Annotated in this window: 16 protein-coding genes; 5 read left to right on the forward strand and 11 right to left on the reverse strand. The window is 64.0% G+C overall.

The window, feature by feature from the left end; all coding sequences use genetic code 11:
- Positions 1 to 307 precede the first annotated feature (307 nt).
- The 3 genes from CBQ26_RS16710 to CBQ26_RS16720 all read left to right on the forward strand — a co-directional run bounded on the left by CBQ26_RS16710 (position 308) and on the right by CBQ26_RS16720 (position 2,436).
- Entirely contained in the window at positions 308 to 655 is a 348-nt protein-coding gene (locus CBQ26_RS16710; protein WP_088249784.1) for a transposase, read from the forward strand.
- A gap of 47 nt (positions 656 to 702) precedes the next feature.
- Entirely contained in the window at positions 703 to 1,518 is an 816-nt protein-coding gene (locus CBQ26_RS16715) for an IS3 family transposase (protein WP_244898079.1), read from the forward strand.
- Positions 1,519 to 1,590: 72 nt separating this feature from the next.
- Positions 1,591 to 2,436, forward strand: a complete 846-nt coding sequence (locus CBQ26_RS16720; RefSeq protein WP_088249786.1) for a transposase — start codon at positions 1,591 to 1,593, stop codon at positions 2,434 to 2,436.
- A 278-nt stretch (positions 2,437 to 2,714) separates the two neighbouring features.
- On the opposite strand, the gene CBQ26_RS16725 is transcribed toward CBQ26_RS16720, so the two are convergent.
- From CBQ26_RS16725 to CBQ26_RS16750, 7 genes are all read right to left on the reverse strand, one after another.
- Entirely contained in the window at positions 2,715 to 3,281 is a 567-nt protein-coding gene (locus CBQ26_RS16725; RefSeq protein WP_088249787.1) for a type I-E CRISPR-associated protein Cas6/Cse3/CasE, read from the reverse strand.
- Positions 3,278 to 3,901: a type I-E CRISPR-associated protein Cas5/CasD gene (cas5e, locus tag CBQ26_RS16730; protein WP_216360384.1), complete on the reverse strand. Its 624-nt coding sequence runs from the start codon at positions 3,899 to 3,901 to the stop codon at positions 3,278 to 3,280. The genes CBQ26_RS16725 and cas5e overlap by 4 nt, the downstream gene beginning before the upstream one ends.
- A 5-nt stretch (positions 3,902 to 3,906) precedes the next feature.
- On the reverse strand, positions 3,907 to 5,031 hold the full coding sequence (locus CBQ26_RS16735) for a type I-E CRISPR-associated protein Cas7/Cse4/CasC (RefSeq protein WP_088249789.1): 1,125 nt from the start codon (positions 5,029 to 5,031) through the stop codon (positions 3,907 to 3,909).
- A gap of 477 nt (positions 5,032 to 5,508) precedes the next feature.
- The gene (locus CBQ26_RS22040; protein WP_172418138.1) at positions 5,509 to 5,652 is read right to left on the reverse strand and encodes a hypothetical protein; all 144 of its coding nucleotides are present in this window, start codon (positions 5,650 to 5,652) and stop codon (positions 5,509 to 5,511) included.
- Positions 5,639 to 6,250, reverse strand: a complete 612-nt coding sequence (locus CBQ26_RS16745) for a hypothetical protein (RefSeq protein ID WP_088249791.1) — start codon at positions 6,248 to 6,250, stop codon at positions 5,639 to 5,641. The genes CBQ26_RS22040 and CBQ26_RS16745 overlap by 14 nt, the downstream gene beginning before the upstream one ends.
- Before the next feature lie 270 nt (positions 6,251 to 6,520).
- Positions 6,521 to 6,658 carry a hypothetical protein gene (locus CBQ26_RS22045; protein ID WP_160329956.1) on the reverse strand — a complete coding sequence of 46 codons (138 nt, stop codon included), beginning with the start codon at positions 6,656 to 6,658 and terminating at the stop codon, positions 6,521 to 6,523.
- A gap of 37 nt (positions 6,659 to 6,695) precedes the next feature.
- Positions 6,696 to 6,986: a hypothetical protein gene (locus tag CBQ26_RS16750; RefSeq protein ID WP_078305719.1), complete on the reverse strand. Its 291-nt coding sequence runs from the start codon at positions 6,984 to 6,986 to the stop codon at positions 6,696 to 6,698.
- Positions 6,987 to 7,880: 894 nt separating this feature from the next.
- On the opposite strand from CBQ26_RS16750, the gene CBQ26_RS16755 reads away from it, so the two are divergent.
- Positions 7,881 to 8,372, forward strand: a complete 492-nt coding sequence (locus CBQ26_RS16755; protein WP_088249792.1) for a hypothetical protein — start codon at positions 7,881 to 7,883, stop codon at positions 8,370 to 8,372.
- Between the two features lie 107 nt (positions 8,373 to 8,479).
- Positions 8,480 to 8,971 carry a hypothetical protein gene (locus CBQ26_RS16760; RefSeq protein WP_143342183.1) on the forward strand — a complete coding sequence of 164 codons (492 nt, stop codon included), beginning with the start codon at positions 8,480 to 8,482 and terminating at the stop codon, positions 8,969 to 8,971.
- 61 nt (positions 8,972 to 9,032) lie between these two features.
- Here CBQ26_RS16760 and CBQ26_RS16765 read toward each other — a convergent pair whose 3' ends face one another.
- From CBQ26_RS16765 to CBQ26_RS16780, 4 genes are all read right to left on the reverse strand, one after another.
- Complete coding sequence (locus CBQ26_RS16765; protein ID WP_244898069.1) at positions 9,033 to 10,055, reverse strand: AAA family ATPase; 1,023 nt, start codon at positions 10,053 to 10,055, stop codon at positions 9,033 to 9,035.
- A gap of 2 nt (positions 10,056 to 10,057) precedes the next feature.
- Positions 10,058 to 10,453: a hypothetical protein gene (locus CBQ26_RS16770; RefSeq protein ID WP_088249794.1), complete on the reverse strand. Its 396-nt coding sequence runs from the start codon at positions 10,451 to 10,453 to the stop codon at positions 10,058 to 10,060.
- A gap of 5 nt (positions 10,454 to 10,458) precedes the next feature.
- The gene (locus CBQ26_RS16775; RefSeq protein ID WP_143342184.1) at positions 10,459 to 10,923 is read right to left on the reverse strand and encodes a hypothetical protein; all 465 of its coding nucleotides are present in this window, start codon (positions 10,921 to 10,923) and stop codon (positions 10,459 to 10,461) included.
- An 81-nt stretch (positions 10,924 to 11,004) separates the two neighbouring features.
- Complete coding sequence (locus tag CBQ26_RS16780) at positions 11,005 to 13,659, reverse strand: type IV secretory system conjugative DNA transfer family protein (RefSeq protein WP_088249796.1); 2,655 nt, start codon at positions 13,657 to 13,659, stop codon at positions 11,005 to 11,007.
- Between the last annotated feature and the right edge of the window lie 146 nt (positions 13,660 to 13,805).

Genomic DNA, 13,805 nt, shown 5'->3' on the forward strand with positions numbered 1-13,805 from the left:
GGAACGCAAGTACGCCGCCCCCTTCAGCCGGGAGAAGCGCACCGCCGATCCCAAATCACCAGGACGGCGTCCTGGTGAAGGCACTTTCGCCCACAAGGCCCAACCCACGCCAGAGCAGATCACGGCAACCGTTGAGGTCGACACGCCCAATACCTGTCCTCGCTGTGGGTTCACGGGCCTGCTGATCTTCGTTAGGACATGGCCTGGGTCACGGAACTCGTCCCCCAGAACGCCATGCAGGTCGCCGAGTGAACTGGATAGAGTTTGGTGGAGGGTAAGTTCAGTGTGATCCACACTGGAGGACAGAATGTCCGTACCCAAGCAGAAATTCACCGCTGAGTTCAAACAAGAAGCCGTCCGGCTGGTCCGCACGACCGGAAAGAGTTGCGCCCAGATTGCCCGTGACCTTGGCGTTCCCCCTCACTACGTCGTCCGGTGGAAGCAGCAGCAGGACACCCAGACGGCCGCCGGCCGCCCAGCCTTCACCGGGCGGGGTATCCCCGCCCTTTCACCACAGGAGGCTCGGCTCAAGGAGTTGGAACGGGAACTGGAAATTGCGCGACAGGAGCGCGATATCTTGAAAAAAGCGCTGGCCTGTCTTGGCCAGAACAGCACCCGTATGGGGCTTGGCCGCTTTTTCGCGAAGCAACCCTGATCTTCAAGTCCACCCTGCGGCACCAGAACGAGTTCCCAGTGGAACTGATGTGCCGGGTTCTCGAGGTGAGCATCAGCGGGTACTACGCTTCGCGGGGAAGGCCGGAGAGCGAGAGGATCACGAAAGATCGCGTGTTGACGGAGAAAATCAGGACCAGCTTCGAGGAGAGCCGGGGAACGTATGGAGCCTTGCGCATCAAAGCCGACCTGCATGAACAGGGCGAGCGGGTCAGCCGTCAGCGGATCGGGCGACTCATGCGACAAGCGGAGCTTGTCGCGCGTGGCAAGCGGAAGTTCCGGATGACGACCAAAGTGAAATCCTCCCGCCCAGTCGCGGAAAACATCCTGGCCAGAGAGTTCACCACGGACGGCCCGAACCAGAAGTGGGTGACGGACATCACGTATCTACCGACGCATGAGGGCTGGCTGTACCTGGCGACGGTGATGGACCTGTATTCGCGGAAAATTGTCGGCTGGGCGCTGAATGAGCGACTTCAGACGCCGCTGGTCACAGCGGCGTTGGAGATGGCCGTAGGGCGTCGGAAACCACCAGGAGGACTGCTGCATCACTCGGATCGAGGAAGTCAGTACACGAGCGACGTGTACAAGCAGGCGCTGGACAGATTGCAGGCCGTTCAGAGCATGAGCGAGAAAGGAGAATGTTGGGATAATGCTGTCCAGGAGAGCTTTTTTGCGACGTTGAAGACGGAGATGGGACTCAGTGAAGCGCAGTGGGGTCGTGCCCAGACACGAACAGAGGTGTTTGAGTGGATTGAGGTGTTCTATAACCGTCGTCGTCGTCACTCGTCGTTGGGCTATCGGTCACCGACGGCCTTCGAGGAGCAGGCCCTCATCCCGAACTGAGGCTCCACCAAACCCTTGACAACCTCGGGTGCTAGGGGTTGGCGACGAGACAGAAAAAGCGGAAGCTCCGGTATGCCTACCAAAGAACTTCCGCTGCACCAGTCTACTGTGACCGACCTCTTCACGATCATTTACGTCTACGTCGACGATTACCTCAAGGCCGCTGCGGGCAGCGGCCTGTTCACGTTACCCGACGAACCCAACCAGAAGGCCAGTTACGCCGAGCTCATGACCATCGCACTCGTCGGTGAGCTCCTCCACCAGCCCTCGGCACAGCAGTGGTTCGCTCAGGTACGCGTCACCTACACCTTCCTCTTTCCCTCCTTACCCGATCGCTCCCGGTATCTCCGCATCCAACTGAACCTCGAACGGATCTATGCCGACCTCGCGCTCCGATTGCCCCACTTCGATGACGACACCGTCTATGCCATCGACAGCAAACCGCTCGTGTACTGCGTTGGAGCCCGACACAAACGGCCAAGGAGCATGACCACCGCGACGAGTGGCCGCGGCGGACACGGTGGATACGGCAGAACCGGCTTCTTCTACGGGTTCAAGCTGCATGCCGTGATCGACGATCACGGCATGCTCGTGCGCTTTGCCATTGTCCCTGGGAGAGAGGGAGACCCACCCGTGGCACGGGCGCTCTTGGATCCCCAGGAAGCGGCGTTGGTCCTGGGCGATCGAGGGTACCAGGGCTGTGGCGTGTATGCCCAGCCGAAGAAAAACTTCAAGAAGCCACGCCACTGGTGGGGGGCGATGCAATGGGTGAGGAAAACGATCGAGACTGTTTTTTCGCGTCTGGATCGTTCTTTTCACTTGATGTTGCCACAGTTGAATTCGGAGAGATCCATTCGGGCACACGTGTGTCGCAAGATCGCCGCCCACAACTTGGGCCTCTATTTCGGAGGCTGCTGAACCCCTAGCACCCGAGGTTGACAGATCAGATCTGCAGGTGGGCGTTTATTCGAGCGAGGCATCGCTCATCAAGCGTACTTCAATCCCGATTTACCGGCGTAGAAAAAAATCCCCACATGCGTGGGGCGAAATGAAGCGTCGCGGTGCGCAGAAATCCTCGCCCTGAACCATCCCCAACAGGTGGGGCAAACTTGTCTGCGGCCTGGGCGCTATTGATCGTGATTGACCCATCTCCACGCATGTGGAGTCCACTGGCCCAGCCTCCGAAGAGGCCGACCTTACTCTAGCGGACGAATCAGGAGCAGACCAAAACCAAACCGCTTGGCGCGGCCCACGCCCCGGTATAGAGCGCCTACGATCTGCGCCTCATCAATGGCTTCCAACTCGCCACTGACCGTCACGCTCGGCAGAGGAGGTGCCTGCCGGTCAATCCGGTACCCCCGCTCCCACTGCGTCGCGTAGCTCAACACCTCAAACCCGTGCCGCTGGCCCAACCGCTCGATGAATGGGTCCAGTTCACCAGCGCCGCGAAGCGCCCGCACGGTCTTCCCAGTCGAGCGCGTGACTGGGCACAGCCTGACCTCAAACAGCACCCGCGCGCCACGCGCCACAGTCGGAGCGTACACCTCCGTGGTCAGGGCGGTCACGGCGTCCCCCCAGCGGGACGGGTCAAAGCGCTCGTCATCGGTGAGAACCGTGAAGCGCGTTCCTGTCACGTTCTGAGCGCGGAAGAGGGTGTGCGTGTCAGCCCGGCTGGCTGCCTGCAGGAGGCGGTTGTGCATGTGGCGCGCGTCCGTGTACATGGCGGCGCGATCCGCGAACCTGACCTGGATCAACTGCGTCATGGCGCTGCACTGACCGTCTGGATGTGCGTGAGTGTCAGTGTCCGGTTTGCAAATCGGCGCTCCGGAAGCGGTTGATCCGGGCGGGTGTAGTACCCTAATGGATCCTCGATGAGCGCCAGGCGCCGGCCACCGGTGCCCGTCAGGTCCGGCACCTCCGCCATGACCGTCAGGGGTTCAGCGGTCTTTGGTGCCTGCACGTAGAGAGGCCGGGCAGGCGGACACGAGCGCCGACCGAGATACGGCGGAAACGCCGGATTCAAAAGGGCCTCACCCACGCTGCCGAGGATATAGGCAGGGCCTTCAAGCAGGACCAGAAAGGCCGCTCCATACAGGTACTCCCGCCGGACGGGTGTCAGGAACGGGTTGACGCTGCCGTCGGCCCGGAGGGCCTGGCGAACAATCTGAAAGTCCGATTGCACTTGTCCTGGGTCGTCTACACGCACATGCAGCATGAGGGCGTGAAGATCATCCTGCGGATCCGTGAAGGTGCGTCCGAGCGCCGCAGCGACCAAACCCAGAACGGCACTCTTGGTGGGCGTCGTGCTGGTGGGTTTCTCACGCTCGTGCGTGCCGATTCCGAAGGCCATCATGGGGCCCTGCAGGGCTAGGGGCAGGGTCAAGGTGGTCATTGAAGTTCAAGTACCCGGCCGATCGCCTCGTCCAGCGTGCGGCTGGCGGTCAGGCTGGGCACCAGGTGCGGGTAGGCGCTGACCAGGGCCGAGGTGGTGCGGCCGTTGCTGTACACGCGTTCGGTGAAGTCCAGGTGGTCGTGCAGGCGACGAATGCTGGCGGCCACGAGCGACTCGCCCGCCGCGGGGTACGCCGGCTCAGCAAACGCATTGGCCAACGTGACCGCGTGCCCTCCGTCCCGGCGCAGCAGCAGGACGTGTTCCGGCAGCGTGGCAGCCGCCGCGCCATGCCCCCCGTGTTCCGGCACGGCCAGCATGAACCCATGAATCCAGCGCCGGATGACCGGCCCCAGGGGTTCAGAGTCCAGGTTCCGGCGGAGCTGCCCGACGTCCAAGCTGGCAAACCGGTAGAGGGTCGGCGCCGCAAGGCGTTGCGTACCGATATGGGCGCTTTCCCCGGTTACGTGATCCACGGCGCTGAAGAAGTCCGCAGTCATGTTCTCGCGGTGCGTACTGATCGCGTGCCCGTAACTGGTGGCCGCGACGATGTGATCGGTGCTCGCCTCAGCTATGAAGCGGCCGTAGAGCGCTAGGTCTTCGCTCATCCCTGGGGCGTAGTCAGCCAGGGTTTCGACCAGGAGCGCGTCGTAGGTCGCCCGCGTACCCTTGTCCTTGGGCTGTGACGTGACCTGCTCCTGGAGGCTGGTCAGGCGATTCAGCATGGGCCGGATGCACTCGGCCAGCTGGGCGACTTCCGTGTCGTCGAGGTAGACCATGGCCTTGAGCCGCTGGCGTTCGTCGTACGCCCCGTAGCGCTGGGCGAGGACATCCATGATCACGAGGCGCGCTTCTGTGCCTACATTCAGAGCGCGCTCGACCAGCTCGTGAGGGACTTTTGTCCGGCGGGTCCGCTCGGTGTCTCGCTGGGTTGCTTTCATGCTCTGGGAGCTGATGCGCAGGCGCTGAACACCGCCCATCATCACGGTTTTCGGATGTCCATCCTCTCCCCGGTTCACGCGACTGGGGGGCAGAGTCTGGATGACATGCACTTCGATAGTAGTCATTGGAACTGGCTGCAACGGAGAGAACCTCGCTGGTTCTGCGGCTCTGAGGGGAGCCATTGGTAGAGGGGCGGATGGGTAGGTGACCAGGCACTGCACGTTACTTCGCAATTCAGATGATGCAGCATGAATGCTCCCGTATCAGGATGTTACCGCCGCCTCACCGCTGCGTCTCGCTGGCACAGGAAAGGCATCGGTCTCAAGTTCATTAGTCCAAGCACGTCATCACTGAGTAGCGCCCTTCGCACGTTTGAATAGTTGCATATGCCGATCCCCCATTTCGAACAGTGCAGGTAGCCTACAGGACAGTGGTCGTGCTGGGGGAGGAGACGGCACATCATCAGGTGCTGGATCTGCCACGAGTCCTCCATGGCCCGGAGGGCGGCTTTCGCGGTGAGGCCGAGCAGGGTGAGGCAGGTCGTGGCATGCAGGATGAGGTTGGGTGGGCTCATGCGCGCGGCCTGGCCCGCGGTGCGCGGGCTACGACTGTCGGAGCAGGATATCAAGGGAGGGAGGCGCGTGGCCTCCCCCCACCGGTCAGGTCCGGCGCAACTGATTCAGGCGCGTGTTCGCGTGTTGTTCGTCCATCCACGTGGCGCGTCGGCCGTCGGGGTGGCGGCCGGTCGTCATGAGACGCAGGAGGGCCTGGATCTCCCGTTCGCGGGCGTTAGTCTGCGGCATTGGCCACCACCTGGGCGTTCAGGGCGACGACTTCCATCACGTCGAACGCACGCGCGCCGGCTGCCGTGTCCACCCGGTCGCGGCGGAGGATGCAGGTGAGGGTGAGTTCCGCGGCGGCGTGTCGGGCGCCCAGGGTGGGGGCGAGGGCGCGCCAGGCTTCGCAGTTGAAGTAGTGCGTGTGCCCCTTCCGGTCGCGCACGCCCACGCGCGCTTCGGTGACGCCGATGGGTTTACGGACAGGGTCGCGGGTGAGGAATGCAGCGAAGCGGAACTCGTTCATGGCCTGCAGGAGGAAGGGGGTGGACCCCTTACGCGTGATCGGCCCGGCGTGGGGGGTGAGGGTCACGCCGAGCAAGGCCACGGTACTGGCCTTCTGTCCATCTCTGCCCTGGAAGACCTGTTGGGTCGCCATGCAGGTGACGCGCGCGACGCTGCCCTCGGTGGGCAGGATGGCCAGCTTGCGGGAGCCGGTGAAGGTCACGGTGTGAATCCAGGTGACGCCCCGGTAACCGTTGTCGGTGATCCCGGCGAGCTTCATGGTGGTCTGCGTGTCGGTGTTCGTGGCGTTCAGGACCACGCCGGTCAGGGTGCCTTGCATGACGGCCGCGTGGCCCGCGGTGCGCGGGCCAGGACTGGACGGCAGGCGTGCCGGGCAGCGTGAGTGCCGGGCCCTGTTCAGGTGCGGATGATCACGCCCACCGGAGTTACCCGGGGCTCGGCGAGCTGGGCGTACCTGGCTGGGCGTCCTGGGCCAGGGTGCGTGCGGCGAGACCCGCCCGGTCGTCGTCCGGGCAGGCGAGCGCCGTGCGCTGATGCTCCAGGGCCGCCTGCAGGAGGGACCGGGCGAGCCGCTCATGCTCGCGGGGACTCATGGGGTACCGGACCATGCGGGGGTGCTCGCCTGGATGGTCGAGGACACGGTGAGAGACAGGAAGGCGAAGCCGCCGGCCCAGCTGGTGACGATGACGGTGAGGGTGATCGCGCGGAGGTTCAGGCGTCGGTTCATGCAAGCCGCGTGGCCCGCGATGCGCGGGCCAGGACTGTTAGAGGCGGCCGAGGTCGCGGACCTCATTCGGCACCGGACCGAGCGCGATGATGGCCGCCGTCAGCTCCGGCAGGGCGCGACCGGCGAGGCGGGTCACGTCCGCCGTGAGGTCCGCGATGGAGTACGAGAAGCGGCCGCCCGGGTGGTGGAAGAGGGACTCGAACACCGGGTCCTCCTGCCCTTCCCGGTACACGTCCAGGAAGTGGATGTTGAGGGGCGGATCGAAGCCCGCGTCGAACGAGAGGGTCGTGCCGTCGGGCAGTTGAGTGCTGGCGAGAACTTTCGACATGCGCCCGGCTGGGCCCGCGTGAGCGGGCCACCGCTGTGCTCCGGCCCCGTCCGAGCGTCGTCGGGTGGGCCTGGTCGGCATGATCAGAAGGGCGCTCAGGCATGAGCGGAGGGCCGGAAAAGACGACGGCTCACGGCACGCTCACAAAAGCCGGATGTGATGGTGTAAAAAACGAATCAAACTATAAAACCAATCACAGTAAAGTCCCCAATTTGAAACGATGCCGATGTAACGGTTTCTCCCACACCACCAGGAAAAAAACGGCACTTCGACCGGGGGGTCCGAAACATCCCAGATGGGACGCTTATGTAACGCCCATTTTCGACCAAAAGTAACCCGAATCACACATGAAGACGCCTCATTAAACATGTGAAAAACACCGCAGAAACAGTTTCGTAGGGCAAGCTGGCAGCGAGAAAACTACATGATGATGACCACCTCGACAACTTGGCGCGCGAATGTCAACGTCTGAGCGAGTCATGCTCGACAATCTGGCGCGCGGTTGTCCACGTCGGTGCGTGATGCGCTCGACAACTTCGCGCGCTCATGTCGAAGTGCTCAATCCGTCCTCCAACTCTTTGCCACTTCACCGGCAGAGACCTCACCGCGACATCCTCGCGCTTGATTGTCGAAGTGTGCTTTTTACCACCTCGACACTTCGGTGCGAGGTTGTCGCAGTTCATATTTCAAGACCTCGACACTTGAGCGCGAGATTGTCGAAGATCTCTGAACTGGAGCCCGCTGCTGTAGGCCAGTGCAGCACCGGTGAGTGGATGGCGAACCAACGCCCTTCCATTGAACCGGGCATGCTCACGGCTTCTAACCTCGCGCGTCAAGTCAGTCAGGCCCAACCAACACCACGCCCGTCACCCCCAGGACACTTACGGTGCAGGCATGTCAGAAACCAGCACTTCCAGCGACATGACCCCATCCTTCACCTTGACGGACCTGGCCAACAGGCTTGGTGTCCACCACCGGAGCGCACTGCGTCTGCTGAACGATTACGCGGCGTACCTGCAGATCCCGGTGTACACCGGCCATCGGAGGCAGCTTCAGATCTCGTCTGCTGACTTTGAGCGGGTGGTGGAGCTCGCTGAGCTTCTCCGCGTCATCGGGTTGAATGTCCAACAATTCCAGCGACTGCAATGCTGCGATGACCCTCGCCTCTGGTCGCTCCTCAAACGGCCGGGCTTTTCAAATCCAGCAGCAACTGATGACCGGCTCGCCCGCCTTGAGTCCAGTCTGGCTGACTTCCTCCGCAAGCAAGAGACGGTGATGAAACAGCAAATTGATCTCCTGCACCATGTGGTCAGCCTGCTCCCAGCGGCTCCAGCACCGACAACTACTCCCGTGCCCGCTCCTGCCCGCCGTGAGCCGCGCGAGTGACCAGACCGGCCGGTCCTCGCCGCCGCTGGACACGCCCGACCCTGGTGCTGATCTTCGTCACGTTCCCACTCTGGAGTGCTTCGTTCTGGCGGACAACCACTCGCGCCATGGACGCCCGAAACGAGCGTGAGGCCTGCCTCGCCTTCATTCACGCCCGTCCCGGCTGGACCACCGCCACTGACCTCGAGCGGCGTCTCGACGACCTCCAACTCACCACAGATGCGGAATTCAGCCAGGACCTTCAGGTCGCTCAGGCGCAACTCGCGGCGCATGCTGCACCGGCCGGGCACGTGCGCCTGTATGGTCTGCCGGCTCACGCGACTCAGCACTGGTGGTTCGGTCGGGCACAGCTTCCCGGCCGGGCCTTCACGCTGCGGTCGCCGGACTTCCAGCGCGTGCCGGGCCTGAGTGTCCTCGTGCTGGATCTCCCGTGGAAGGGTGGTGCGTTCCTGCCGGTGGAACTGATCACACCCTGCGGGACGTACCACCAGACCGTCACGTTGCTCCTCCGGACAGACGACGTGGGCAGTGTGCGGATCAGGACGCAGAAGGGCCGCGTGCAGGTCAGCGAGCAGGTGATTCCCGTCACCCGTCCGTGATGCGCCCTGCACAAGCAGAGGGGGGAAGCGAGTGCTTCCCCCCCTCTTCCTGCCCTTCCTGTCACCCAGTCAAAGCCTGTTCGCGGTGCCCCCAGCGACTGCCCTGCGCCACGCTCACCTGCACGCCGGGCGGCAACCGGTCGTGGGCTACCTCGTCAAAACATTCCTCCAGGTTCTCGAAGATGACGTACTCCCCACGGCCGCGCACGAGGATGCCGAGGGACGTGACAGGCGGCCCTGTGACGCCCTCCTCGTTGCGTTGAATGAGCGGCCAGAGGGTCCGCTCGTCCTTCTCCTGGTACGCACTCCGGAGGCTACCGGCGTGCCAGGTCATGACCGCTCGCGCACCACGAGACCGGGCGTACGCGATCGCGCGGGCGTCCCCTGGGCTGCTGACCTCGTCCACCACCATCCACCGCGGCTGGAAGTTCTTCACCGTCTGATTGAGCTTCTCGAACTGCAAGGTCGGGTCCCCGATCGGCACGCGACTCACCCAGTCCGTGATCGGGTGAGGCTGAAAGCCGTCCCCCAGAATCTCGTTCGAGGAGTCGTTCACGAACAGTCGCCCGGCCAGCCGCTCACCCAGAATGCGGATGGAGTCTCGCAGCAGCGCCGTCTTCCCACTCCCGGGAAGTCCCATGATCACCAGGCCATCCTGCGCGACCGACAGCCACTCCCGGAGCGGCTCAGCCAGACCCACGAAGGCCTTCGCCACGCGGACGGTGACGAGGCTCGTGTGCCCCATCGTGTCCAGTCGACCGAAGCGGTGCAGGGTGCCCTCCAGTCCCAGGCGTCCGTCCGCGCGCCACTGTCCCACGGAGTCCAGCACCTTCATGTCATCCAGGGTCAGTTCGATCGGGTAGATGACATGCGCGTGCTGGTACAGGACTTCCACGGGCCCGAACGCCTGCATGCGAATCTCCTCGACCTCCCGGATGCGGGACTCGACGAGCACCTGCACCCGGCCGGGCAACATGCGCAGCAGATGATCGAATTCACCAGCCGTGCTGACATCGAACACCGGTTGTGGGGGCAGCGTGACCCGCCGCGTCACGCGGGCGATGCCTGGGATATCCGCGTGCATGGTCAGGCCTCGCCGATCGTGACGGTGCCCCGCTTGAGCTGTGAGCTGGACCGGGCCGTGAGGGTGAGCGCCACGATGCCGAGGCCCAGGATGCAGCCGGTCATGCCAGCGGCGAACCACCAGACGGCCCAGATCACGGTGGCGATCAGGAGGAGGAGTTCGTAGCGGAAAGGGAGAGTGCTGAAGAGTCGGTCCATGATGGTTTCGTCCTCTGTGCCCCGTTTGTACTGACTGAGATTGCGGGCATGCAGGAGCACGAGCATGACCGAGAAAGCGCCGACGAACCCTGGCAGGCCAGCGAACATGGGCCAGAACAGCAGGCCGATGAACGTGACCCCGAGGAGGAGTTCGTAGCGGTACGTGATCCGTTGAAGCAGATGGTCAATGGTTGATTCCATACCCCTCACCGTGCAGGACGTGGGGGTGACTGGCGTCCGGCGTTGTCGTACCGCAACTTCAGCAGGTCCACTCGCGGGGTAGGACCGGCCGCTGTGACCTGCGTGGCCCAGAGGTTCAACCGGGAGAGCGTGCCGGCATCCCTGGTGATCGCCACCGGTGCCGTGAAGTCGGCATCCAGTGCGGCACCCGAAGCCAGCCACGCCCCGTCCACGAGGATCCAGGGTGTCGTGATCGCCCCAGGGTAGAGGTACGTGTTGATGCCACTGGGCCCGTGCGAGACGTTCAGCAGGTACCCGCCGCGCTTCACGGTGGCCCGCTCAGTAATGAGGAACACGCGGGTGCCTCGGGCGGCCGTCACCTTCAGTGCAGCAGCGACGGCCTCGTTCATGACACGGGGGAGAACGGCGATCACCTCCCGGCGGGCACCCTGAATGGACTTGGCCACATCGGCAGCGCTCTGCGCGTCCACGGAGGACGCGCAGAGCAGCAAGAGACATAGAATTCGGCGCATGTCGCGAGCGTGACATGCGCCGGGGTGACGACTTGACCGTCAGGGCGAGTTGGGTGGCCCCCCCACGACACTGTTCACGAGATCCGCTTTCGATTGCCGCTTCTGCTCCTTCCGGGACAGCCTGCCCTCCCCAGTCGGTTCGGCTTCTGCGGCCCGCGCCTGACGGACGGCGGCCGCCGTCGCAGCGAGTGACTGCACAGGAATCTGGTTGTGCTCCCGACTGCCGATCCGCTTCTGCGGGAACCGGAGGACGCCCTCTCCCCTGAAGATCTCCCGCGTGCGGGTCATGGTGCAGAGCAGGGTCCCGTCGATCACCTGAGCGGCAGGCTCGGTCGGCGTGGTGGGGGGGTCGGTGCTGGCGCACTGGGCTTCATACGCCGCACGTTCGGGCGTGCCGCTGATGCTCAGGGCGTTGTCCCGCAGCCACCGGTAGACCGCGTAGGCATCCGGATAGTCCGCCAGATCGGCTTGCAGATCAGCCGGAAGTGCGGCGTGGGCCTTCTTGGTCAGGCGGGCGTGAGAGGCCGTCCGGGTCCGTTCGAGGAGTCCACCTATCACCAGGCGCGTCACAGCGTTCGTGCCGTTCACGGTGTCTGCCTCCGCATCCACACGCACCGTGATCACCCGCTCCGGCAGTTGCAGCTCGATCTCGATGAGTTCAGTCATGCACGCCCGGAGCCACTGCACCACTTCAGTGACCGACAGGTTGGCGGCACTCCCTGTTGCTCCCTGAGCTTGCGGTGCCGCTGATGCCGACGCAGCACCCTGGGTGTTCTGCTGGGATGATGCACTGGTGGCGCCGGCGAGTGCACCGTCCTGAATGATCCGGGCCGTGTACGCCACCAGGCCGCCCGGGCAGCGCGCGATGGTCTCCTGGTAGAACCCGTGCAGCAGGTTGGGCTTCGACCCTGGCTTGATGCCACTTCCCTCCACGGTCGCCATGGTCATGGGCGCGAGCTGCGTCCTGATCGGCTGGTGACCGTTCACGCGCACCACCGCTTCGCCCAGCGTGAATCGAGAGAACTCCTCATAGGAGAGGAGATCGCGTTCGACGAGCCTGGCGGACACGGCATTGCTGCCCTCGTGCTCCAGCACGCGGATGGAGCGGCTGCCCGTCACCCCGACCTCCGTGGCGGTCGTCTTGCCGATCAGGTCCCGGATCTTCTTCGCATCATCCCCGTTGATGCCGCGCGGGAACACGATCACGCGGGCCACCACGTTCGTCGTGATGGCTTTCCAGTACGCCTCCCCGTACACCAGTTGGCCCTGCGCGTCGTTCTGAATGCCGAGGTGGTGGGAGATGTTGTACGAGCGCAGCGTCCCCAGGGACCGCATCATGTAGTTGATCTTCCCGATGCTGGGCAGCTCGTCCATCATGTACGCCAGGTGCACCCGCAGTCGGCCGCCCTGCTCCGCGGCCACACGCATCGCCGCTGCATCCAGCAGGCGTTTGTAGAGTCGGAATAGCACCTCGCCCGAGCCGTCCATCATGTTCTTCTGATTGATGCCGACCATCACCAGGGACGGTTGACGGAAGCACTCCTCCAGTTGCGTGGTCTCGATCGGGAGACCACTCGTGGCCCGCACGACATCCTGGTTGAAGAACACTTTGAGGGCACTGATGATGCCGTTCTTCGTCTCGGCGAAGTTGCTCTCACCCGCGTCCCGGTACCCCGTGAGGATCGCTTTCGCCTGCTCGTCCCTGGCCGTCTCGACCCATTCCATGAGGCGGTCGTCGGGCAGCATGGCATGTTCCAGGACGTGACCCATGTGCGCCTGGTCACCCATTTCCGTGCGCAGGAGCCACATCAGCGCGGCGATCATGAAGCGCTTCTTGTCGTTGTAGTGCTTCCCGCGTTCCTCCATGAACTCCGGAGGCGGGAACACGGCGTCCGCCACCTCCAGCGCATCCGAGAAGGAGAAGACGCCCGAGATCAGGTTCACGCGCGCGCCGTACGGCTCGTACGGCGCGAGCAGGACCGTGCGCCGCTTGCGCGCGTGCCAGTACCCGATCGTCTCGTAGAACCCGCTGTCCTTCTGCGGCCACTTCACGTCGAACACCACGCACGTGATGCCCAGGTGGGCGCCCAGGAAGATGTTTGGCTGGAAGAACGACGTCGTCTTGCCACTCCGGATGCCGCCCCACACCAGGGTGTTCTGACACCAGTCCTCCAGCGGGATGTACATCGGGGGAAGGTCTTTGGAGTCGAACGTGCCGCCCACCTCGCCGCTCTTGAGGTACCCGAGGAAGCCGATGAACGGGTCGTTCGTGGAGTCACTCCCGAACATGTACCGCTTCAGGGCCGCCTTGTTTTCCCAACGGGCGAGCCCCGGATCCTTCTGCGGCGCGGCCTTGCGGCTGGGGAAGAACTTCATTGTGAGGGGAATGGCGATGACGGGCAGCAGGAGGGCCAGCCAGTACCAGGCCATGCCCGCAGAGAACTGCGCGCTGAGCCACGGCCCGCACTTCTCGTCGGTCCCACAGGCGATCAGCAGGGCGGCCATGGCATCTTCCTTCAACTGCCGGGCCTGCGCGAGCCCGGTGTGTTTGTAGATCAGGGCAGCCGACCGCTGACCGACGTCCAGGGCTTGCATCAGCAGGATGGACGCGCTGAGCATGGTGCTGCTGAGGGCGGCAATGGCGACGGGGCTTGGCGGATTGGCCTGCGGCCGCTCCGGTTGAGAGGGCGTCACGGCGCGCTCCGGAGACGCCGCCAGATGGCCGGTACCGTCACGCTGACGGGAGGAGTGAGGTGGGTGATGCGGGGCTGTGCGGGTGACGTCGGGGTGCAGAGCGGGGAGACGCGAATGGCGCCTCCCCGAACCCTCCACGCCGTCTG

The organism is Deinococcus indicus (assembly GCF_002198095.1).
In the GTDB taxonomy this organism is placed as follows: domain Bacteria; phylum Deinococcota; class Deinococci; order Deinococcales; family Deinococcaceae; genus Deinococcus; species Deinococcus caeni.

Coding starts and splice junctions, on each gene's coding strand:
- CBQ26_RS16770 (WP_088249794.1), bottom strand. CDS start 10,453: ATGGAATCAACCATTGACCATCTGCTTCAACGGATCACGTACCGCTAC.
- CBQ26_RS16755 (WP_088249792.1), top strand. CDS start 7,881: ATGTCAGAAACCAGCACTTCCAGCGACATGACCCCATCCTTCACCTTG.
- CBQ26_RS16715 (WP_244898079.1), top strand. CDS start 703: ATGTGCCGGGTTCTCGAGGTGAGCATCAGCGGGTACTACGCTTCGCGG.
- CBQ26_RS22045 (WP_160329956.1), bottom strand. CDS start 6,658: ATGAACCGACGCCTGAACCTCCGCGCGATCACCCTCACCGTCATCGTC.
- CBQ26_RS16765 (WP_244898069.1), bottom strand. CDS start 10,055: ATGCACGCGGATATCCCAGGCATCGCCCGCGTGACGCGGCGGGTCACG.
- CBQ26_RS16760 (WP_143342183.1), top strand. CDS start 8,480: ATGGACGCCCGAAACGAGCGTGAGGCCTGCCTCGCCTTCATTCACGCC.
- CBQ26_RS16750 (WP_078305719.1), bottom strand. CDS start 6,986: ATGTCGAAAGTTCTCGCCAGCACTCAACTGCCCGACGGCACGACCCTC.
- CBQ26_RS16745 (WP_088249791.1), bottom strand. CDS start 6,250: ATGCAAGGCACCCTGACCGGCGTGGTCCTGAACGCCACGAACACCGAC.
- CBQ26_RS16725 (WP_088249787.1), bottom strand. CDS start 3,281: ATGACGCAGTTGATCCAGGTCAGGTTCGCGGATCGCGCCGCCATGTAC.
- CBQ26_RS16720 (WP_088249786.1), top strand. CDS start 1,591: ATGCCTACCAAAGAACTTCCGCTGCACCAGTCTACTGTGACCGACCTC.
- CBQ26_RS16735 (WP_088249789.1), bottom strand. CDS start 5,031: ATGGCTCCCCTCAGAGCCGCAGAACCAGCGAGGTTCTCTCCGTTGCAG.
- CBQ26_RS16710 (WP_088249784.1), top strand. CDS start 308: ATGTCCGTACCCAAGCAGAAATTCACCGCTGAGTTCAAACAAGAAGCC.
- CBQ26_RS22040 (WP_172418138.1), bottom strand. CDS start 5,652: ATGCCGCAGACTAACGCCCGCGAACGGGAGATCCAGGCCCTCCTGCGT.